This is a genomic window from Stenotrophomonas sp. C-A, assembly GCF_054030835.1.
Genome location: NZ_CM132916.1, coordinates 1,279,679 through 1,298,684 on the forward strand (window position 1 = coordinate 1,279,679; position 19,006 = coordinate 1,298,684).

23 protein-coding genes are annotated in these 19,006 nt (G+C 62.0%); 19 read left to right on the forward strand and 4 right to left on the reverse strand.

What is annotated here, in order from left to right:
* The first annotated feature begins 52 nt into the window (after positions 1 to 52).
* The 16 genes from ACW5IY_RS06045 (at position 53) to ACW5IY_RS06120 (ending at position 12,815) form a co-directional block, all read left to right on the forward strand.
* Positions 53 to 214 carry a DUF3450 domain-containing protein gene (locus tag ACW5IY_RS06045; RefSeq protein WP_136191690.1) on the forward strand — a complete coding sequence of 54 codons (162 nt, stop codon included), beginning with the start codon at positions 53 to 55 and terminating at the stop codon, positions 212 to 214.
* Between the two features lie 56 nt (positions 215 to 270).
* Positions 271 to 2,145 (forward strand): DUF5906 domain-containing protein, encoded by a 1,875-nt coding sequence (locus tag ACW5IY_RS06050; RefSeq protein WP_146033372.1) that lies wholly within the window; start codon positions 271 to 273, stop codon positions 2,143 to 2,145.
* 91 nt (positions 2,146 to 2,236) lie between these two features.
* Entirely contained in the window at positions 2,237 to 2,482 is a 246-nt protein-coding gene (locus ACW5IY_RS06055; protein ID WP_049433832.1) for a hypothetical protein, read from the forward strand.
* Positions 2,483 to 2,549: 67 nt separating this feature from the next.
* Positions 2,550 to 3,563: a zincin-like metallopeptidase domain-containing protein gene (locus tag ACW5IY_RS06060; RefSeq protein WP_049433831.1), complete on the forward strand. Its 1,014-nt coding sequence runs from the start codon at positions 2,550 to 2,552 to the stop codon at positions 3,561 to 3,563.
* A gap of 367 nt (positions 3,564 to 3,930) precedes the next feature.
* Entirely contained in the window at positions 3,931 to 4,347 is a 417-nt protein-coding gene (locus tag ACW5IY_RS06065; protein WP_049433830.1) for a hypothetical protein, read from the forward strand.
* A 145-nt stretch (positions 4,348 to 4,492) separates the two neighbouring features.
* A complete protein-coding gene (locus tag ACW5IY_RS06070) occupies positions 4,493 to 4,924 on the forward strand; it encodes a hypothetical protein (protein WP_049433829.1) in 432 nt (143 codons plus the stop codon).
* Positions 4,925 to 5,141: 217 nt separating this feature from the next.
* The gene (locus ACW5IY_RS06075; RefSeq protein ID WP_049433828.1) at positions 5,142 to 5,462 is read left to right on the forward strand and encodes a hypothetical protein; all 321 of its coding nucleotides are present in this window, start codon (positions 5,142 to 5,144) and stop codon (positions 5,460 to 5,462) included.
* Entirely contained in the window at positions 5,459 to 5,773 is a 315-nt protein-coding gene (locus tag ACW5IY_RS06080) for a hypothetical protein (RefSeq protein ID WP_152906219.1), read from the forward strand. The genes ACW5IY_RS06075 and ACW5IY_RS06080 overlap by 4 nt, the downstream gene beginning before the upstream one ends.
* On the forward strand, positions 5,770 to 6,153 hold the full coding sequence (locus ACW5IY_RS06085) for a hypothetical protein (RefSeq protein WP_049433826.1): 384 nt from the start codon (positions 5,770 to 5,772) through the stop codon (positions 6,151 to 6,153). Before ACW5IY_RS06080 ends, ACW5IY_RS06085 begins: the two co-directional genes overlap by 4 nt.
* The gene (locus ACW5IY_RS06090) at positions 6,150 to 6,629 is read left to right on the forward strand and encodes a hypothetical protein (protein ID WP_049433825.1); all 480 of its coding nucleotides are present in this window, start codon (positions 6,150 to 6,152) and stop codon (positions 6,627 to 6,629) included. Before ACW5IY_RS06085 ends, ACW5IY_RS06090 begins: the two co-directional genes overlap by 4 nt.
* 180 nt (positions 6,630 to 6,809) lie before the next feature.
* Positions 6,810 to 8,327 carry a site-specific DNA-methyltransferase gene (locus tag ACW5IY_RS06095; RefSeq protein ID WP_049433838.1) on the forward strand — a complete coding sequence of 506 codons (1,518 nt, stop codon included), beginning with the start codon at positions 6,810 to 6,812 and terminating at the stop codon, positions 8,325 to 8,327.
* A 2-nt stretch (positions 8,328 to 8,329) separates the two neighbouring features.
* Positions 8,330 to 10,975: a DEAD/DEAH box helicase gene (locus tag ACW5IY_RS06100; RefSeq protein ID WP_049433824.1), complete on the forward strand. Its 2,646-nt coding sequence runs from the start codon at positions 8,330 to 8,332 to the stop codon at positions 10,973 to 10,975.
* 75 nt (positions 10,976 to 11,050) lie between these two features.
* Complete coding sequence (locus ACW5IY_RS06105) at positions 11,051 to 11,308, forward strand: hypothetical protein (RefSeq protein ID WP_152904926.1); 258 nt, start codon at positions 11,051 to 11,053, stop codon at positions 11,306 to 11,308.
* 291 nt (positions 11,309 to 11,599) lie between these two features.
* Complete coding sequence (locus ACW5IY_RS06110; RefSeq protein ID WP_152904927.1) at positions 11,600 to 11,899, forward strand: hypothetical protein; 300 nt, start codon at positions 11,600 to 11,602, stop codon at positions 11,897 to 11,899.
* Positions 11,900 to 11,901: 2 nt separating this feature from the next.
* Positions 11,902 to 12,360, forward strand: coding sequence for a hypothetical protein (locus ACW5IY_RS06115; RefSeq protein WP_457327048.1), 459 nt, complete (start codon positions 11,902 to 11,904; stop codon positions 12,358 to 12,360).
* Positions 12,357 to 12,815 (forward strand): hypothetical protein, encoded by a 459-nt coding sequence (locus tag ACW5IY_RS06120; protein WP_049433820.1) that lies wholly within the window; start codon positions 12,357 to 12,359, stop codon positions 12,813 to 12,815. The genes ACW5IY_RS06115 and ACW5IY_RS06120 overlap by 4 nt, the downstream gene beginning before the upstream one ends.
* Before the next feature lie 129 nt (positions 12,816 to 12,944).
* Here ACW5IY_RS06120 and ACW5IY_RS06125 read toward each other — a convergent pair whose 3' ends face one another.
* Together ACW5IY_RS06125 and ACW5IY_RS06130 are read right to left on the reverse strand one after the other, a co-directional pair.
* Positions 12,945 to 13,922 (reverse strand): hypothetical protein, encoded by a 978-nt coding sequence (locus ACW5IY_RS06125; protein WP_049433819.1) that lies wholly within the window; start codon positions 13,920 to 13,922, stop codon positions 12,945 to 12,947.
* A 34-nt stretch (positions 13,923 to 13,956) separates the two neighbouring features.
* Positions 13,957 to 14,313, reverse strand: coding sequence for an HNH endonuclease (locus tag ACW5IY_RS06130; protein WP_049433818.1), 357 nt, complete (start codon positions 14,311 to 14,313; stop codon positions 13,957 to 13,959).
* A gap of 271 nt (positions 14,314 to 14,584) precedes the next feature.
* Here ACW5IY_RS06130 and ACW5IY_RS06135 point away from each other — a divergent pair, with 271 nt between their 5' ends.
* From ACW5IY_RS06135 to ACW5IY_RS06145, 3 genes are all read left to right on the forward strand, one after another.
* Positions 14,585 to 15,082, forward strand: a complete 498-nt coding sequence (locus ACW5IY_RS06135; RefSeq protein ID WP_008266871.1) for a Csu type fimbrial protein — start codon at positions 14,585 to 14,587, stop codon at positions 15,080 to 15,082.
* 116 nt (positions 15,083 to 15,198) lie between these two features.
* A complete protein-coding gene (locus tag ACW5IY_RS06140) occupies positions 15,199 to 15,855 on the forward strand; it encodes a fimbria/pilus periplasmic chaperone (RefSeq protein ID WP_160314057.1) in 657 nt (218 codons plus the stop codon).
* Between the two features lie 9 nt (positions 15,856 to 15,864).
* The gene (locus ACW5IY_RS06145) at positions 15,865 to 18,066 is read left to right on the forward strand and encodes a fimbria/pilus outer membrane usher protein (RefSeq protein ID WP_049433815.1); all 2,202 of its coding nucleotides are present in this window, start codon (positions 15,865 to 15,867) and stop codon (positions 18,064 to 18,066) included.
* On the opposite strand, the gene ACW5IY_RS06150 is transcribed toward ACW5IY_RS06145, so the two are convergent.
* Positions 18,063 to 18,491 carry a hypothetical protein gene (locus ACW5IY_RS06150; protein ID WP_239682854.1) on the reverse strand — a complete coding sequence of 143 codons (429 nt, stop codon included), beginning with the start codon at positions 18,489 to 18,491 and terminating at the stop codon, positions 18,063 to 18,065. The two genes, ACW5IY_RS06145 and ACW5IY_RS06150, sit on opposite strands and share 4 nt — an antisense overlap.
* Positions 18,476 to 18,925 (reverse strand): hypothetical protein, encoded by a 450-nt coding sequence (locus tag ACW5IY_RS06155; RefSeq protein ID WP_239682853.1) that lies wholly within the window; start codon positions 18,923 to 18,925, stop codon positions 18,476 to 18,478. Before ACW5IY_RS06155 ends, ACW5IY_RS06150 begins: the two co-directional genes overlap by 16 nt.
* Positions 18,926 to 19,006: the final 81 nt, after the last annotated feature.

Genomic DNA, 19,006 nt, shown 5'->3' on the forward strand with positions numbered 1-19,006 from the left:
TTTCAAGAAACCTGCTTTCTTGAATGTATTACGGATGCAACACGGAGAACCCATGAGCACGCAGCAGAACCAAACCCCACGCAAAGACCCTTTCAATGCCCGCATGGAAAGGGCGTTGATTGAGCGGCTGAAAGCCGAAGCCAAGCGGTCGGGGATTTCTCCCAGCGAGAAGCTGCGCCGGATCCTCGACAACGCGTTGCCGCACGTCGCCTAACCCCACAAACGCGAAACCCCGCCTTGCCGGGCGGGGAGTCGTTGGAGCCAACTACAATGTCTACGAACAATCTCCCTCAAGATCCGTCGGTCGTCAACCCCCCTGAGGTTGCTTTTCTCATCGAAAAGCACTGGGAGAAAAACCGGCGAGATTACGCCAGCAATCTCAAGGTCGAACAACGCGCCTTGGATCGCCACAAGCAAGCCAAGCTCAACAAAGGCGAGCTGCGCCCGGAAAGCCTGGACTTCCTGTTCGCTCGCCACCTCCAGTTGGGGCTTGACGGCCACCTCTGGGCCAGCGTCCGCGACGAATCCGCGACGCAATCGACGTTGGTCTACCGTTGGAGTGCAAATCACTGGGCGCTGGTTCACCGCGGCCTCGGCGACGGCCTGGCGTCCGACTGGCTCGATGCCAACATCCCCGCAAAGGCCAGCGACAAGCTCGCTTCCAGCTGCTGGGCCTACGCCCGCACTCGGCTGGGCCAGCAAAGCGCGCTGCCGCAGTTGGAACCCAAGCGTGCGGTGGTCCCCTGCGCTGACGCTTACCTGGAAATCACGGCGGACAGCATCCAGGCGCTGGAACCCCAGCCGCGCTATGGCATGACCCACGCCCTGAACATCGCCACGGGCGCCACGCCCGGCGAGCGCTACATCCCCAGCCCCGTGCCGGCCGATAGCCTGCTGGGCAAGTTCCTGGCCCACGCGTTGCCCGACGAGGGCGTGCGCGCCCTGGTGCAGGAGCAGTGCGGCATGACCTTGCTGCCCGGTTCCTACCAGATTGCAGCGTGGTGGCACGGCGCCGCCGGCAGCGGCAAATCGACGCTGGCCGAATGCGTGGAAGGCGTCCACAACAAAGTGGCTCGCTTGGACCTGGCCACCCTGGGGGACACGTTTGCGCTCGAAGGCATCCTCGGCAGCCAGCTGATCCTGGTGGATGAGGTGGAGTGCGAGAAGTGGAAGGAAGGCACGTTCAAAACGCTGGTGAGTGGCAATGGGATCGGCATCAACCGAAAACACCTCTCCGTTCTGAACTACCACTCCAAGGCCAAGTGGATCATCAGCAGCAACTCCGCGCCGTTCTACCGCGACAAGTCCGGTGGCGTCGCCCGACGCCTTTCCATCGTGGAGTGGGCCAACGTCATTCCGGAAAAAGACCGCGTGGAGGACTTCAGTCGTAAGTTGCTGGAGGAAGAAGGGCAGCTGTTCCTCGATTGGATGCTCGAAGGCGCCCGCCGAGTCGTGGCCCGCGGTCGCTTCATGGCCGACCACGAACTCCCGGAGGCCGCGCGTGCTTACAAGCAGGCCGTCATCCACAACGCCGATTCCATCGCCGCCTGGGCCCATGCCGACCGCGTGCTGTTCGGCGCTGCCGCTGGCAGTGAGCAATGGCAGAGCGTCAAGGCGATCCATGCCCGCTATGTGGCCTGGTGCGAGAAGAAGGGCTTTGAACCGGAGGAAATCCTCTCGCAGCGCCAGTTCACCCGTGGCCTGAAGACCGCCGGGCACCTGCGTGGGCGCCCGTCGAATCGGCGCGTGGAGGGCGAGCAGTTGGACTGCTACCTCTGCTGCTGGAAGGGCGAGCAGACCGACGCCGAGCGCGCACAAGAGCAGGAGCTCAAGCGGCTGGAGGCCCTGACCCCAGAAGCCCGCCAATCCGAATCTGAGCAGGCCAAGGCGGCCAACGACGCCCAGAACGAAGCACTGGCCGTCGCCGCCGAACGGCAAGACGAGCAGGACTTCGCCGACATGCCCGATGCCATCCGAGACGTCTTTGGCTTCACCAATACGCCCTACGAGCAGGTCCAGGCGGAACGCCGCGCCGAACGGGAGCGCCAAGCCAAGAACGCCGCCGCATGGGAGAGGCAGGATCGCCGGGAGCGACAGGCGCGCGAGCAACGCAAGGCCGAAGCGGAAAAGAAGAAGGCCGGCTAACCCAGCAACGCCGGGCATTTCCGGGGCAGGCCTTTACAACCGGCGACGTTGCGCTATTGCAAAGGGGTATCCAAACCAAAACGGAGCCCCCATGCCATCGCCCAACCACATCCCCGACGACGCGTTCCCCGAATCGGCCATCAGCCTGGCCGATCTAGAGAGCCCAGAGACACCGGAAGCGGACCCGCAATACTTGCTCGTGCAAAGCGGGTTTGGTCTCCATGTCCGTCTGGGAAAAGACGGCGACCAGGGATTGCGCAGCGAGGACGAAATCGCCGAGCTGGTGCGGCGAGCGTTGTATCACCGCAAGAGTCTGACCCTTCATATCGAGTTCTGACCCGACCCCACCCACAACCACCCGCTTGGAGGCGCAGGAGGTTGAAAAAGATTTGAGGCAACCCCGCATGTCCAAGTATTCCGATCTCATCCAAGCCACCGCCGAGCGAATGCTTGCGCTCATGCAGCAGGGCACCATCCCCTGGCGCCGCCCATGGAATGATCCCGACGCCCCGCAGAACGGCTCGATCAACGGGCCTTGGAACCCGACCACGGGCAAGGCTTATCGCGGCAGCAACACACTCATCCTGCGCGGTGCCCAACTAACCCATGGCTACCAAGACGACCGCTGGCTGACCTATCGCCAGGCCGAAAGCATTGGCACCCAGGTCAAGCGCGGCGAGAAGGGGCAGCGGATCGCCTACTGGGATTTCAGCAAGACGGGCAAGGCCAAAGACGGGGCCGAGCCGTTGACCGAGGGCGAAGAGAAGAACGGATACCAAGGGCCATCGGTGTTCGTCGCCACGGTGTTCAATGCCAGCCAAATGGACGGCATGCCCGAGCCCCCGCCGCCCTTCGTCATGCCCGAGTCGATCCGCCACTTGCGTGTGCGGGAGTTGTTGGACAAGCACCAGCCAAAACTTCATCACGACGGTGGCAACCGAGCGTTCTACTCCATCGCCGCGGATTCGATTCACCTGCCGAAGCACCACACTTTCAGAGATGACGTCAGCTATCAGGCCACGTTGCTCCACGAGTTGGCCCACTGGACCGGCGCCAAACACCGGCTCGACCGCGACCAGGCCGGTCGGTTCGGCAGCCAGGACTACGCAAAAGAGGAACTGGTGGCGGAGTTGTCCAGCCTTTTCATTTCCGAGCGCCTGGGTATTGCCCTGGGCAAGGAGCACGAAGAGCAACACGCCGCCTACCTGCAGTCCTGGATGAAAGCCCTGGCCGATGACCCCAGGACCCTGTTCCGCGCAGCCAGCCAAGCGGAGAAGGTCATGACCTTTTTGGACATCCCGGCGTTTGAACGCGAGCCGCTGCCGCAGGTCAAGAAGGAGCAGGACATGGAGCAGGGGCGAAAGACGGAAGCCGGTCGAAGGACCCCATCGCGACGCAAGGAACGCCAGGTTGCTTAGCGCAGGTAGGGGGTTGACCTTTTGAGGTTTCGAGTTAGAAATGAATGTGCTGGGGGAAGACCCGGCTGTGGTCCGATTCCTCTACTTCTAACTGAGAACTTTTCCAGGGTGAGCGGTTAGAAGGTGGTTGGGTGGTTATCCTTGCTGTTGTTATAATCCTTGGTTTCCGACGTTTGCCGTCGTCGGGGTTGAAAGAATGCTTGGTTAGTGATTTCCTAGGCCGTTTAACTAAGCGCCATGTTGTTTCTTGAGCTTCTTACGCTGGATTGAGAGGGGTGGCGAACGCCACGCTTTTCTCTTTGCAGCCCCTTGCGCATCCCCTTTTCTTTGTTATGGGTATTTCTACTCACACAAAAAAGGAGGATCTATGCGCAATCTTTGTTTGTCGGCCATCGCCGGTGCGTTGCTGCTCTCTGCGGGGTGTTCCAGTCAGCCCGGCACTGCTCCACTTGAGAGCGAAACTGCGGCCACTTCCGTGATCCTGTTGGGGGAGGTAGACCTGCCCAAGGGCGCGACCCTGGACGATTTCCCCAGCCTTCTCAATGCCGGGGGTATCGCTTGGGAGAAGGTCCAAGAAGGAAGGGTTCAGCTCGAAGGCTCCTTCGACCGTCCTTGGAGCGACGGCCGTTCGTTGGCAGTGGCCGTTGACGTTCTCGGCCGAACCACCCGGTTGATCGTGCGGGCTGGCGACCAGCCACGGCTTTCATCGCCGGCCATTTGTGTTCGCGGTGTTGGGTGGGATGCCGTCGCGTCGGATATTTCGGAAGCGCATCCCTGTAAGTAACGACAAAGGCGGCGAAAGCCGCCTTTTTCTTTTCCCGATCCCCTTGCGCAAACCAAACCTTTTGTTATGGGTAGTGCAACCCATTCGGAAAAGGAGGCCTCATGCGCGTTTTGGTTCTTTCTCTGGCCCTTGCCGGCCTGCTCCCTTGACGGCCTCCGCCGCAGACAACACCTCCGCCCGCCGATACGGCAGCGGCGAAACCTTGTCCGTTCAGAACGCCCACCTGGGCGAGGTCCTCATGGTCCGCGAGGTCGTCCTCCAATCGGACAAGAAGGTTAACGCCGGCAGCGCCATCGGCGCGGCCGTGGGTTATGGGGCCGCTCGCGAGGTTAAAGGCGATTACCGCAGCGCCGCCAAGGTGGCGGGTGGGGTGATTGGGGGCGTCGCCGGCACGGCCGTTCAAAACGGTTTTCGCAAGCGCCGGGGCGTGGAGGTGTATGTCCGGGATCTGGAGAGCGGAAAAGTCATTGCCATTGTTCAGGCCGATGACCTGCCGATCCGCGCCGGGGACAAGGTGTTCCTGACCGGGAAGGGCAGCAAGACCCGCGTTGTGCCGATTGAGGGACAAAGCCGATGAAGTGGAACGCATTTCCTCGTAAGCGCTCCGCTGCCTCATTGACCGTCGAAGACTTCAAGCAATGCGGGCATCTAATCCTGGATGGCATGGACTGCTCCCCTGCGCAACCTCGCGAGCTGCACCACCTGCCAATGGCATGGAATCTCAAGCCCAGCCAGTGGGGCCAACCTCTCACTTTCCAGGCGCGCCCGTTGAGGAGTCGCGCGGGAGGCCGCCGATGGTGAGCGCGATTCTTTTGCTAACCCTGCTTGGCCTCATGGTCCTGATTCCGCTCTGGACGCTGAAGCGCTTTGCCGACGCCAAGACAGCGTGGCAGCGGGTGAGAGGCGGTGAGCGAGACGCCCGCACGCACGGCCGCTTCGTGATTCATGGCGGGCTGTTTGGAGTTGGGATGGTGGTCATCGCCGCATTCCTGGCCCAAGCCACCTTCAGCGTCTGGCACCAGGTCGCCAACGTGGGAGGCCTTTTTGCACTCGGCACGGTCGCGGTGCTCTGTCTGCTGGCCTTTTTCTGGGGCAAGGGGAGGTCGCGCGGATGAGTGCGTTGACGATGCTGGTCCTTTCCATGCTGGTCCTTGCTGTGTTTCTCTGCTCGGCGGCGTTTCTCTCTTTTATGATCGCGTTGACTTACCCGACCGTAAAGCAATCGCTGGCCCTATTCTGCGCCGGGAAGCGCGACGCATCGCTCTACGTGGATTTCGCGATTTTTGGGGGGATCTTCGCGGGTTGCGTCCTCACGCTCGCATTCGGGGCGGTGGTAATGGCCCTCAACATTTCCAGCGCTGAGGACGCCGTTCTATACGCGGCCACCTTGACTAGCGCGGGACTGGGCTACTGGGTGGGCCGATGAACCGCGAGCCTTCCACCTTGTTTGCCCCAGGCGTTCTTCCCGGGCCTGACGGCATCGAGCTGCTCCCCATGCCTGCGGAGATCCAAGCCATCTACGACGCTGCCCAACGCAACACGCCTTTCAGCATGGACGTGGACGACGCCCTGGCCGCGCACCGCCAAACGTGTGGTGAGCGGGATCAAATCGAGCACGCCCGACGGGTAGACCCGTCCGATGCCATGCCCATCGAGCCGGAGGCGCGTCGCCAAGCCTATGCACGTCAGCGGCGGTATGCGATTCGCGCCGGAATGACCGCAGGCCTGACGCTTGGGGCCATCGCCCAGGCGCTTGGTGTGTCACCCTCCGAGATTCAGGGCGACTTGGCGGCGATGGATCGATGAGTCCACGCAAAGGCTTCCTCGGCGGCCGCTCCCCGGCCCAGGTTCAATCCTTGCTGGACGAAGGGGTGACTCAGCGCGCCTTGGCCCAACGCCTAGGCGTCACCCACCAAGCCGTGAACCGCTTTGTCCGGCGGCACCGCCTGGCGGGCTCCGGACGGCAGGCGTTCCGGGACCGCCAAGCCCGCGAGCTCGCTGAGCGTCGCCAGCAGGTGCAGCGGCTGGTCCGAGCCGGGCTGACCTCGGCCGAGGTGGCCCAGCGCTTGGGCGTGTCGCCGGCCACTATCGGCCTGGACCGCCAAGCTCTTCGGTTAGGGCGTGTCCTGAAAAGGCCGGAGCAGCGCAGCTTGCGGGGGCTGGGCCTGGACCAGGTTCGGGCTCGCTTGAGGGTGGTCAGCCGGGCCCGGCTGGCGCGGGAACTCGGGGTGAGCAGTTCCGCCGTCTATCGCTACTGCGGGAAGGTGGGCCTCAGCACGTAGTAGCCGAGACGTATCTCCTGGCCCCACTGCCGATGCGTCGTGGAGGCTCTAAAGCCCGGGCGGCTTCTGATGTCGCAAAGCTCGTTTTGATCAATGATTTAGGGCCGGATGGGCCCTTAGGGATTGGCCCAAATGCACCCGCTGAACGATACTTGGAGCCTGTTCGAGGGGATGTATTCGATGCCACTGCTCAACTGGTCTAACCGTGATGAAGACCTGACCCGTTCCGCCCTGACGCCCTACCGACTCTTGGAGCCGGTGGCCAGCTTGTCCTATGGGGAGGTCGACTCTCCGAACATGCTGATCGAAGGCGACAACCTGGATGCGTTGAAGGCGTTGTTGCCCTACTACGCAGGCCAGGTGAAGTGCATCTTCATTGATCCGCCTTACAACACCAAGAGCGCCTTCGAGCAATACGATGACAACTTGGAGCATTCCAGGTGGCTGTCGTTGATTTATCCGCGACTGGAACTACTCAAGCAGTTCCTTGCTAATGATGGATCGATCTGGATCACCATCGACGACAACGAGGCTCACTACCTCAAGGTCATCATGGATGAGATTTTTGGAAGGAAGAACTTCGTTGCAACGTGCGTATGGCAGAAGCGCTATTCCCGTGAAAACCGAGAAGCTATTGGCGATGTGCACGACTACATTTTGGTCTATGCATCTGACCCCGATGCTTTCAAGAAAGCGCGAAATCGGGTTCCGTTCACCGAGGAGCAGGCGAAGGTCTATCGCAACGTAGACAAGGCAACGGGAAGGCGCTGGCGTCCTATTCCAATGACCGCACAAGGCTTTCGCGCCAATCAGATGTATGAGATCGAAGCGCCAGGCGGAGCTATTCACACGCCGCCAGAGGGGCGTTGTTGGAGCACCATTGAGCCGGAATACCTGAAGCTGAAAGCCGAGGGGCGCATCTACTTCGGTAAGGACAACAACTCGCAACCAAACATCATTCGGTATCTGGACCAGTCAGAAGGCGTTGTGCCCTGGACATGGTGGCCTTCGGATGAGGTCGGCCATACAGATGAGGCTGCAAAGGAGCAGCATCAGCTGATGGGAAAGGGGGACTCTTTCGCAACTCCCAAACCCGAGAGGTTGCTTAAGCGCATTGTAGAGATCGCCACAAACCCAGGAGATCTGGTTCTGGATAGCTTTCTTGGTTCCGGCACCACTGCGGCTGTTGCCCACAAGATGGGTCGCAGATGGATTGGTATCGAGATGGGGGAGCATTCCCGAAGCCACTGTCAGCCCCGCCTGAAAAAGGTGGTGGACGGTGAAGCAGGAGGGATTTCCGAGGCGGTGGATTGGAAAGGCGGCGGTGGTTTCCGCTTCTACAAGCTCGGTGTGCCCGTGTTCGATGATGCGGGCCACATCCGCGAGGGCATCAAGTTCGAACACTTGGCCGCCCACGTCTGGTTTGCCGAAACAGGCACCGCACGCTCCACACGTGCCCCCAAGCAACCGTTTCTGGGTGAGCACCATGGGATCGGCTACTACCTGCTGTTCAACGGCATTCTCGGGGATGAAAGCAAGAGTGGCGGTAACGTGCTGACCAAGCGGATCTTGAAGGGCTTGCAGCCCTTTGAGGGGCCCAAGGTGATCTACGGCGAATCCTGCGATTTGCCTAAAGAGCGGCTGGAGGAGCTCCAGATCACCTTCAAGCAAACCCCCTACGACATCAAGGCGCGCTAAGCATGGCTCTTTCCCTCAAGGTGTATCAGCAGCGGGCGTTGTCCAGCCTGGCCCAGTTCCTCGAAGACGCCCGGCTGACCGGCCCCGCATCCGCGTTTGAGAAGAACGTGGATGCCGGTCTGGTCACCCAATACAAACCCATGCCTCATCTTGAGGCCTCGCCCTACGTGTGCCTACGCATCCCCACCGGCGGCGGAAAGACCGTTATGGGTGCGCACATCATCCAGGCGGCAGGTGACGCCTACCTCGAGCGCGAGTTTCCGCTGGTCATGTGGATGGTCCCCACCACCCAGATCAAGACCCAGACGCTGGAGGCCTTCAAGAATCCCCGCCATCCCTACCGCCAGGAACTGGACGAGGCGTTCGGGGGCAAGGTCGCGGTGTTTGACGTGGAAGACTTCACCCACATCCGCCCTGCTGACTTGGGCACCAAGGTGTGCGTGGTCATTTCGACCATGGCGGCCCTGCGCGTGGAGAACCAGGAAGGCCGCAAGGTTTACGAGCACCACGAAGATCTGGAGCCTCACTTCGCCGGCAGCGTGTCCGACTTGCCCTACTTGGAGCAGAGCAAGGCGGGAAAGGCCATAGCGTCCTTCGCCAATCTGCTGAAACTTCACGGCCCGTTGGTCATCACCGACGAAGCCCACAATGCCAACACGCCCCTGTCCTATCAGGTCTACGAGCGCCTGGGTGCCAAGGTAGTGGTGGAGCTCACCGCAACCCCGGAAGCCAGTAAAAGCAATGTGCTGGTCAGCGTCAGTGCCTTTGAGCTCAAGGGCGCGGACATGATCAAGTTCCCAGTCGTGCTCAAGGAGCACGTCGGGCAATGGGAAGTCGCCGTGGGCAGCGCTGTGGCCCGCCGCAACGAGTTGGGCAAGACCGCGCTGGGCGAGCCGGATTACATCCGTCCCATCCTGCTGATTCAGGCTGAGAACGCCAGGGGCATCGCCACGGTTGAGGAGGTCAAGAAGCACCTCATCGACAACGAGAAGGTGCCCGAGAAAGCGATTGCCATCGCCACGGGCGATCAGCGCGAGATCGACGGGGTGGACCTGTTCGCCAAGGACTGCCCCATCGAGGTCATCATCACCAAGCAAGCGCTCAAGGAAGGGTGGGATTGCTCCTTTGCCTACGTCTTCTGCTCGGTGGCCCAGGTCAAGAGCGACAAGGACATCCAGCAGCTGCTGGGGCGCGTGCTGCGCATGCCGTATGCCACCCGCCGCAAGCAGGAGGCCATGAACAAGGCCTACGCCCATGTCACCACTGCGGCGTTCAATCTGGCTGCCGCAGAGCTCACCAAGTCGCTCATCGACATCGGGTTCAACCCTCTGGAGGCCGTAGGCGCGGTGCTGCCGGATCCCACCCCCGGTCCCGGCTTGGACTTGCAAGGCGGCAAGATCAATCCGGTCCCCGCGACGCCCAAGGCCACCATTGCCGTGAGCAAACAGCCGGATCTTACTGGGATCCCCGCTCGGGACCAGGCCAGCGTGGTATTCACTCCGAACGAAGAAGGTAAGGGGGGCTTGGTAGAGATCACGGGCGAGGTGGACGAGTCCACCGTGGAAGCGATCACCAAGGCTGTGCCAACCAAGGAGCGCGAGGAAGCGACGGCTACGATCCAGCGGCACCAGATCGCCGCCAAGTCCGTCAAGGCACCCAGCCAGAACGGCGCAGTGTTCAGCGTGCCCCGGCTCGGGGTCATGGAGCAGGGCGAGCTGGAGTTCGTGGAGAGCGGCGCCACGCCGCCGGGCTTCACCTGGGACTTGCTGGCCTATCCCGCAGACTTGACTAGCCTCAAGTTCAACGCAGACACCAAGACCTTTGAAGTCGATTTAGTGGACGAGAAGGTCAGCTACACGCCGATTGATGACGACGTCAACACCTACTTGCCAGGCTTCGCCAAGGACCGCACTCAAGCGGACTTGGTGGGCTGGCTGGACCAAAAGATCCGCGATCCGGGGATCAAGCAGCCCGTGCTGCGGGAGTGGTTGCGCCGGTCCATCAGCGGGCTGTCCGAAGATCGGGGCTTCTCGCTATCCCAACTGCTCAATGGCCAGTTCGTGCTCCGACGGAAGCTCGGCGAGCAGCTTCAGATCGCCAAGGCGGAGGCGCTCAAGGATGGCTTCCAGCAGGCCCTGTTTGGTGCCGACGCAGAGATCGTGGTCAGCGACGAGCCCGATGCCATGTTCACCTATCCGGCGGACATGACCCAGTATCCAGCGCATTCTTACTACCAAGGCGGCACATATCGCTTCCGCAAGCACTACTACCCCTTCGTGGGCGATCTTCAATGGAAGACCGCCGGGGGCAAGGTGGGCGAGGAGTTCCTCTGCGCCCAGGCCATCGATCAGCTGGACGAGGTGGAGTTTTGGGTCCGCAACCTGGTGGACAAGAGCCAGTTCTGGATGCCGACGTCCAAGCAGCGGACCTACCCTGACTTTGTAGCAAAGCTCAAGGACGGTCGCCTGCTGGTCGTTGAATACAAGGGCGGCGACCGATACACGGCGGACTCCGAGAAGGAGAAGCGAATGATCGGCGAGCTATGGGCTGCTAAGAGCAACGGCCGAGGGGTCTACCTCATGGCCCAGTTGAAGGATGAGAAGGGCAACAGCATCACTGAGCAACTTAAAGCAGCGATCTCTAAATGATCAGGTGTGAGTGGGGTTCACCCCCGTATTACGAACACCGGAAGGCCGCCTAACCATACAGTGCAAGGAGGGTGTGTGACCGAAGACGAGATCGAACAACGAAAGATTGAAGCCAGAGTGCGCTTGGCTAAAGGAAGTATGGATAAGGCTGGAAAAGAGCTTGAAGAAGCTGAAAGGGTCGCGAAGGAGAGTCCTACACGTTTCAAGCGCAAGCTGGTGAATCAGGCTAAAGGGCGCTACAGAAAGGCTGCGCAAGTTTTTGATAGAGCCGTGGGCGACAAGATGAAGAAAGAGCTTGGGGGCGGTAAGGATGGACCCGGGCGAAGGATGTAAACGGGATGCTTAGCGCACGGGCTGATTCTCGGATGGTTGATCGTCCGCTATACGAGCCTGCGGTGCCTTGGTTGAAGTCCTAGATATGGATCGAAGCCTGAAGCGCATGGCGGATCACGTAGCCTGCCGTTGGCTGTTCTCCGCTAGGGTCTCAAGCTGCGATACAGCGATCGTCTAGGTTGGCAATGCCCAGAATGTCGAGAGCAAGGAAATGGTCCGCACCACAAACTGGCCCAGCGCGAAGTTGCCCCCCGGCAGAAGGCCATCGTCGCCGCGCACGCGGTGCTGAACTTGGCAGAAGGCAAGGCCGGCGAACGCGAGCTGCGCAGCCTGCTGGTCAACGAGATCGGCCAGGCGTGGTCACCGTTAAACTGTCTCCAATACCTGTGCGGCAAAGAAGCCACCGCCGCGCTCCCTGCGTTGCCAGACGAATGGCAGGGGCTGGAGCGCAACAGGAAAGACCTCCTGCGTGCCTCGGTCGTTTCCTTGGTCATGGTCAAAGACGTCTGCGGCGCTGGGGGCTGCAAGCTCTCCGGCGCCAAGATAGCCGAGCGGCTGGAAGAGCTGCGAACCGCAATGGAGCCCAAATAGCGATGGATCACTTCGAAGGTGTGGTGCTGGACTACCTGCGCGCCGACCGAGCGCTGTTCGTTAACAGCCAGTGCTGCATCCAACTCAATGAAGGCGCGAACCCGGATACCAGCGGCCCGCACTGGTATTGCGACGCCGTCGCGGTCAGCTTCAAGGAGCAGGCGGCCTACCTCTGCGAAATCACCTACGCCGCACGCGCGCCGTCGCTGCTGGCCCATCTGCGGGCGTGGGACGAGCATTGGCCTGGGGTCAGGGCAGCCCTGGCTCGGGACAGCGGTGTGCCGCTGGATTGGAGTGCCAGGCCCTGGCTCTTTGTCCCAGAGTCCAATACCAAGGGCATTCAATCCGCCATCGGCGGGCTGAAGAACCTCCCCAGCCCCCGTGTCACCTTCTTGGAGGAAGTGTTGCCCTGGCGCTACCGCTCCTGGGATCGCGGTGCATACGTGGACGAGTCGCCATGACCGATCTCAATATCACGGCCACCAGCTACGCACTGCTGCAGGGCAAGTCCACCTGCTGGAAGTGCTCGGAGTCGATCGTGGTGACCGCCATTTGGGTGCCTAGGTTCCTCGACAACGAGGACGAGGAGTATCCAGAGGAAGGCGGCCCATCGCTGCTGAAATACGTCAGCGAGCTGGACGTGGGCACGATGGCCCGGGTCAGGGCCGCGGCCCCCTGGCTCAAGCCCAACTACTCGCAGACGGCCAACCAAACCTATGTGGCCAACCACTGTCAAATCTGCGGTGCGCTGCAGGGAGACCATTTCATATTCAGCCCAGACGGCCCGTTCTTCCCCCAGGACCAGGCCGGCGTGGACCAGCTCACGGTCATCCCCGGGCACGGGCCCCTGATGGCGAGTGCTTCCACTGCGCAGTCGGGGTGGATGGGACTGGTCAAGCTTCCCACGCACGCCTGACATCGAGGCAGACGGGATTTCGGCCAAGGGTCTCTACCACTGCGAATGAGGCCGGGCATACTTCTGCCCATCCCTTGTTCCTCGGGATTCTTCGGCCGGCTCATCCCCGGCGTATTTTTTTGCCTGGTGTCAGGCCTCGCCTCGCTGGGCTTGGCGGTCCTTGGTGAGCGCAACCGCCTCCTCATATGTGGCTGCTTTGCCGCTAAGAAGCAGATCCAACGCGACCCGGTGCCGGGCGGTGTAGTAGATGTTCCCCAGTGGCAACACCGTCGCTGGACGCATCGCGGGACCAAGGGTGTAAACGAAGTGCGGAGAATGGGTCTCCGGCCAATGCGGGTCTACGTCCTGAAGCCGATCAACCGTGTCTACGCGCTCGATGAAGTGGACACTTCGGAACTGCGATAGGTAGCGGAAGCCGATGTAGGCCGGCGGGACAGTGGGCCAGCCGTTGCCACCGATGGGATGGAAATACCTGCCCTGCTTGGTTACGACATCGATCCAGGTCAGCTCTTGAGAGCTGGGCATCAAGTCGCGGCTTAGCGAGACCACATAGGCGAGCGAGTCAAAAGCGTTGGAGGTCATTCCATATTCCGATAGGTGCAAGGCGAGCTGGTCCAGCCACAAGCGCTCGATTTGGTTTCTGGTCGCAGCATGAGCCCGCTTCGCCATGGCACGGATTTCAGACCAGGAGAGGTGATCGACGGGGATGCCCTTGACGTCCGCGGGAAGGTGCCGAACGGCCCACTCCTTCCGAGCCGCACTGACCGAGATGAGCCGCTTGTGCTGCACATTCGAGTCGGCCAAGCGATGGACATACCGGGCAAGCTGCGCATGCGTGGCCACCTGCCAGTGTCTCTTGGCTTCAAACACCAGATGAAAGGCCGTGCCTGAAAGAACCTCCAAATCAGTGAACCCGCGATCCTTCATCCCGAAGTCTTGGCTGGAAAGCGCCACCTGTGCCAACGGATCAAGCCCCATGGAACCGAAGAGCTCCGCACGAAGCGCTGCGGACTGCTCCAAGCACCATCCCAGGGCATAGGTGCCCGCGTTCTCATCGCAGCCGGCTAGCCCAAAGCAACTGACGGGTTCTGCCCCCCGGATCAACATCAAAGCCTCCTTGCAGTGGGGCAAGGCATCGCCCCTACTGGGTCGACTGATGTTGCCAGAACTTCTGGTTTTGGGGCCACCACTTCCCCGCGTTGACGCGCCTCATCACGAGCGCCCGGAAAGCATCGGGGGAAGGAGCTGGCCCGCTTCGCTTGTGCCTGCACTGGTTGCACCGGGCATGCGCGGCCACCACGTTCCCGGATACGTCTCGGCCCCCGTCTTGCTGGGCGAGCAGGTGCTCGGCGGTGCATTGAAAGGCTCGGGCCTTGCTGGGCTTCAGCCCGAGCTCTGAAGGAGCCGCGAGCCACATCGGCAGGCCGCAGTAGTAGCAGCGGCCGAACTGGGCATGGAAGGCAGACGTGCGGAGGGATTTGCGGCGTTTGGTCGTCATGGATGGCTCCGGAATCAAAAAAAAGATTCCCGCGCCCCCATTGGGTGGACCTCGGGCACCCGGAGCCTATTGGCTATGCGAGCACAACACCGACGCTTCTGCGACCGGCGATTGCTTTTTAGCTCACTCGTGTCCTCGGTGCAAGCGCTTGGGTTGGCTCCTGCAACTCTTGTTGCCCGATCCTCTTGCGGAAATGGATTTATCGAGTATTGGTGAAGTAAGCCCAGGTCGGGCCATATCCCTTTTCCCCAATATCCGAGGAGGATTTTTCATGCGCAAGACCCTTTCTTTTTCTCTGGCCTTGATGGCCGCGTTTTCTGCCACTTCGGCGTCCGCCGCTGACGTCACCGAAGACCTGATGATTTCTGCGACCGTGAACAACGAGTGCAGCCTACTCGTGACCCAGCTGGGCGGCGGTGAATACAACGGCTTGGCGTCCGGCACGCAGGGCTATTCCAATGGTGCGTTGATGGTTCGCTGCAACCAAGGCACCGCCTTCAGCATCGTGCCCGGCGATGGGTTGAACTACGGCGCCGCGATTGCTCGTCCCAATCACCGCGCCGTGTCCGATGGGGCCGGAAACTTCGTCGCCTACGGCCTCTTCAAAGATCCTGGTGCCAGTCAAGTGTGGGGCAGTGGGGCCGACGCTTGGGAGGGCGTGGGAACCGGTGAGCAGCAGATGATTGGCATCGGTTATGCCTTCTATGATTTGAACAAGGTGCCCGGCGGGACCTTCTCCGATACCATCGCCGTGACCCTGACTTACTGACCCTCAAAGGGTTTCTACCAAACCCCCGGATATCTCCGGGGGTTTTCTTTTGAGGGTGGGTTGACAACTTTAAATGTTTCGGTTGGATCAAAGGAGGTGATCGATTTGGAGGAATGATGTTGAAGCGTTTGTTGGTGGTTCCATTGTTTATGCTGTGCGCCGCTCCTGCGTGGGCTGGCAACGGGTCGTTGTTTCCCACAAGCATCGTGGCCCCGGCTGGAGAAAAGGCAGGGGCGTTGACCTTGGAAAACCATGGGGAAACCCCCGAGCGCTTTCAGGTGACGGTGCTGGACTGGTCCCAAGATCCCAGCGGGCAGGACGTGACCGGCCCCGCCAAGGCGGTGATCGCGGCACCGTCCATTGTCGAAATCCCGCCTGGGTCACGCCGGGCCGTGCGGTTGGTCCGCACCCAAGGCGTCGGCACGCCCGGCTACTACCGCGTGCTGCTGCGCCAGTTGCCCCAGCCGTCCACGGCGGGCAAGGTGCAGTTGTTGATCCACCAGAACCTGCCGGTGGGGTTTGAAGACGCCAAGGCCGGTCCTCCGGTGCTCACGGCCCGCCTGACCGCCAACGGCCTTCTGCTGACCAACACCGGTCCGACCGCCGCGCGTCTGACCGCCGTCGGTCCTCAAGGCATGCCGGCGTGGCGCGAAGGGGCGCTGGGATGGGTATTGCCGGGGCAGAGCAAGCACGTGGAGCTCAAGCCAGGCCTCAAGGCGTCCACGCTCTCAATCACGGTCAACGGGTCCCCCGTCGCCGTCCCCGTGAACTGAGGGCGACACATGCGGCGGGGAAGGGTCCTGGGCCTCGCGCTGGCCCTGTCCATCGGCAGCGCGCACGCGGCCATCCCAGAGGGGGTGGAGCCGGTGCTGGCCGCGCCAATCCGGGCCAACGGGCTGCCCGCCAAGGACCCCGTGTTGCTCTGGCAGCAAAGTGGGGCCTGGGTGGCCGAATCCACGACCTGGCAGAAGCTCGGCGTGACCCTTCGCCCGGGCGAGGAGGGCCAGGACCTGACCGACCAAGCCTTGGGCGTGACCGTGGCTTACACCCCCGAGAACGCCACCGTCCAGCTCACCATTCCGGCTGACCGCAAGCCGGCGCAGCAGCTCAGCCAGCACGGCACTCCGGTTTCTCAGGTGTCGCCCGGCATCGGGGGCGTCTTGGTCAACTACAACCTCGCCACCCAGATTGCAGGCGGGCAACAAGCGACGTCCTTGGCACTGGACGCGCGCACCGGAGGGCGTTGGGGCGTGGTCTCCACCACCGGGCAGCTCAACCAATCCCCCAACGGGTTTGGCATGCGCCGCGGCATGACCGCTTGGCAGAAAGACGACCTGCCGCGCCAACGGACTTGGCAAGCCGGCGATGTCTACGCCACGCCCCGCATCGGCCCGGTGGCGCTGGGCGGCATTCGCCTCGCGAAGGACCCGGCAGCGCTGGATCCGCTCACGCCGACGTGGCCCGTCCCGACCTTAGGGGGGATCGCGTTGGACCCGGGGCAGGTCAAGGTCCTGTCCAACCAGGCTGAAATCACACGCCAAGACGTCAAGGCCGGCCCCTTCACCGTGGACGGTCGAAACGTGGCATTTGGAGCCAGCCAGACGGCGGTGGTGGTGCGTGACGCCTACGGCCGGGAAACCGCCGTTTCCACTGCACGGCTCTATGTCGCCCCGACCCTGCTGCGTCCCGGGCTCTCCGCCTGGGAAATCGCCGCCGGCCAGGTCCGCGAAGACGAAAATCGCTACGGCACGGCCGGCGTCAGTGCTTCTTGGGCCAAGGGCGTCAACGACCGCTGGACCATCCGAGCCGGTGGGCAGGTGGACGAGAACGGCAAGGGCAACGTCACCGTGGGTTCCACCTGGGCCCCGGGCACCTGGGGCGTGCTTGACGGCGAGGTGGGCCGCTCAAGCGACGGCGGGACGCGCTGGGCTGCCCGCTACGACTACCGAGGGCCCGCGTTTGGCGTGCGGCTGGAACACGAAGAAAACGACGGCTTCTGGCGACTGCAGAGCGAGACGGCGCTGCCCATCGTTTCGCGCACCCAAGCCAGCGTTTCCTACCGCCCGGATCGCCGCTTCACCGTGCGTGGCATCTACAGCGCCATCGACACGGGGCGCTCCAGCCTGGCCTTCGCCTCCTTGGGCGCGAGCGCGAACCTGGGCACTGCAGGCCAGGTGTCCGCCAACGTGCTGAAGGACCTCAACGGCGGCGATCTCCAGGTATCGGCGAGCTACACGTATCGCTTCGGCAGCAAGGCCAGCGTGGGCGTGCGGGCCCGCCAAGCCCCAGGCCAGGATGCCCTGACCACCCGAGCGACCTACCGCACCGACGGCGGCCTTCGCTTGGCGGCAGAGCACACCGAGGGCGATCAGGGCAGCACCCGGGCCACGGCGGATGCCATGACGCGTTACGGCGACGCCCGGATCATGGTGGACCACTACGACGGGCAAACCCAGGTGGCGGCCAACTTCTCCGGTGCCGTGTTCCTGGACCACCGCGGCGTGGCCTTCGGGCGTCCCGCCTACGCCAGCTTCGCCGTGGTGGATGTGCCCGGGCAAGCGGGCTTGCCGGTGCGGGTCAACGGGGCGCCGGTGGGCATCACCAACCGGCAGGGGCGCGTGCTGGTCACCAACGTGCCCTCCCTGCTGCACACCACCTTCAGTCTCAAAGATAAAGACCTGCCCGTGGGTGTGGAGATTGGGGAGACCGAAAAGCAATCCGTGGCCCCCCGCCAAGGCGGCGTGCGGGTGACCTTCCCGGTGCTGACCCAGAACGCCCGGGCCTTCACCCTGACAGGGGCCAGCATCGCGCCGGGCACGCTGGCATCTACGCCGAACGAACAAGCAATGGTGGGCTACGACGGAGCGCTCTACTTGGAGCACCCCGAGCCGGGGATGGCCGTCGAGGTGTCGGGCGTGTGCAAAGCCGTGTTGCCGTCAGCCCTACCAGGCGTGGAAGCCGTGGTGGAGGTGAGGTGCAACTAGCCGCTTAGATCTCCCTCGCGAGTGGGCGGCACCCCCACTCTTGCCTTTGCAGCAATGACTGCGCAAACGGTCAACCCACATTCCGGGCAAACCGCAGGCTTGAGGAGCCTCTCTGGCAAGATAGGAACGATGGCCCCGCATTCGCAGCGCAGCCCCAGGGCTTCGACCTTCTGCACCCGTCGCTCCGGGTCCCCCTTGATGGCCAAATAGCTCGAGTTGCACTTGGTATTCGGGCAGAAAACGGGCTTGTCCCCCGCTTGCTCTGCCGGGCCGAGAATCAGCACATGGCCGCAGTCGACGCATTTGCCCGTCGCGAGATCCTTGCCGGCAGCGATCAGCGTCGAGCTCGCAACCTCTTCCAGCTCACCGATGAGAACACGGAGCCTTTCGATCTTCGGCCGTGCGTTCGTCAGATCTTTGCGCAAATGGAGAAAGCCCCCAACGAGTTGTAGTAACTGCGAAACTTGCCCCAAGGAATGCGTTTGGCCTCGCCTATCGGCAAAAAATCCTTGTCCTTGAAAGCGGCCTTCAAGTCAGTTGAGGCGAAATCGATGTCTTCGGGCAGCGGCGTGACCGAGATGGAAAAGCTGGCTGTTTGATCAGAGTTGGGGTCGAACGTGGCCAGCATTTTGATGATCTGGTCCGGTCGCCATTCGCGAGCAAGCTCGGTGGAAACGTCTTCACCGTATGCAGCCAAGTTCTGATAAGCCACAGATTCCACGCAGAATCGTAGTTCCAGCGCGGCGTAGATCAATGACGCGTCATCGCCCCTGCTGATTAGTTCTTTAGCCGTGCTTAACGTTCCGCGATGTTGTAAAGGGCCATAATCAAAGGTTACTCGATTGGAACTCGGGATCAAGTTAACAGCCGCCTGTAGGCGCTATCTCCCAACGCGATTGCCTAAATGCGTGGGCGGGACTAGAGTTCGTGGAAGGGGGGG

Coding starts and splice junctions, on each gene's coding strand:
- ACW5IY_RS06085 (WP_049433826.1), top strand. CDS start 5,770: ATGAACCGCGAGCCTTCCACCTTGTTTGCCCCAGGCGTTCTTCCCGGG.
- ACW5IY_RS06060 (WP_049433831.1), top strand. CDS start 2,550: ATGTCCAAGTATTCCGATCTCATCCAAGCCACCGCCGAGCGAATGCTT.
- ACW5IY_RS06095 (WP_049433838.1), top strand. CDS start 6,810: ATGCCACTGCTCAACTGGTCTAACCGTGATGAAGACCTGACCCGTTCC.
- ACW5IY_RS06130 (WP_049433818.1), bottom strand. CDS start 14,313: ATGACGACCAAACGCCGCAAATCCCTCCGCACGTCTGCCTTCCATGCC.
- ACW5IY_RS06065 (WP_049433830.1), top strand. CDS start 3,931: ATGCGCAATCTTTGTTTGTCGGCCATCGCCGGTGCGTTGCTGCTCTCT.
- ACW5IY_RS06140 (WP_160314057.1), top strand. CDS start 15,199: ATGTTGAAGCGTTTGTTGGTGGTTCCATTGTTTATGCTGTGCGCCGCT.
- ACW5IY_RS06100 (WP_049433824.1), top strand. CDS start 8,330: ATGGCTCTTTCCCTCAAGGTGTATCAGCAGCGGGCGTTGTCCAGCCTG.
- ACW5IY_RS06120 (WP_049433820.1), top strand. CDS start 12,357: ATGACCGATCTCAATATCACGGCCACCAGCTACGCACTGCTGCAGGGC.
- ACW5IY_RS06045 (WP_136191690.1), top strand. CDS start 53: ATGAGCACGCAGCAGAACCAAACCCCACGCAAAGACCCTTTCAATGCC.
- ACW5IY_RS06115 (WP_457327048.1), top strand. CDS start 11,902: ATGGATCACTTCGAAGGTGTGGTGCTGGACTACCTGCGCGCCGACCGA.
- ACW5IY_RS06125 (WP_049433819.1), bottom strand. CDS start 13,922: ATGTTGATCCGGGGGGCAGAACCCGTCAGTTGCTTTGGGCTAGCCGGC.
- ACW5IY_RS06050 (WP_146033372.1), top strand. CDS start 271: ATGTCTACGAACAATCTCCCTCAAGATCCGTCGGTCGTCAACCCCCCT.
- ACW5IY_RS06090 (WP_049433825.1), top strand. CDS start 6,150: ATGAGTCCACGCAAAGGCTTCCTCGGCGGCCGCTCCCCGGCCCAGGTT.
- ACW5IY_RS06055 (WP_049433832.1), top strand. CDS start 2,237: ATGCCATCGCCCAACCACATCCCCGACGACGCGTTCCCCGAATCGGCC.
- ACW5IY_RS06075 (WP_049433828.1), top strand. CDS start 5,142: ATGGTGAGCGCGATTCTTTTGCTAACCCTGCTTGGCCTCATGGTCCTG.
- ACW5IY_RS06135 (WP_008266871.1), top strand. CDS start 14,585: ATGCGCAAGACCCTTTCTTTTTCTCTGGCCTTGATGGCCGCGTTTTCT.
- ACW5IY_RS06080 (WP_152906219.1), top strand. CDS start 5,459: ATGAGTGCGTTGACGATGCTGGTCCTTTCCATGCTGGTCCTTGCTGTG.
- ACW5IY_RS06145 (WP_049433815.1), top strand. CDS start 15,865: ATGCGGCGGGGAAGGGTCCTGGGCCTCGCGCTGGCCCTGTCCATCGGC.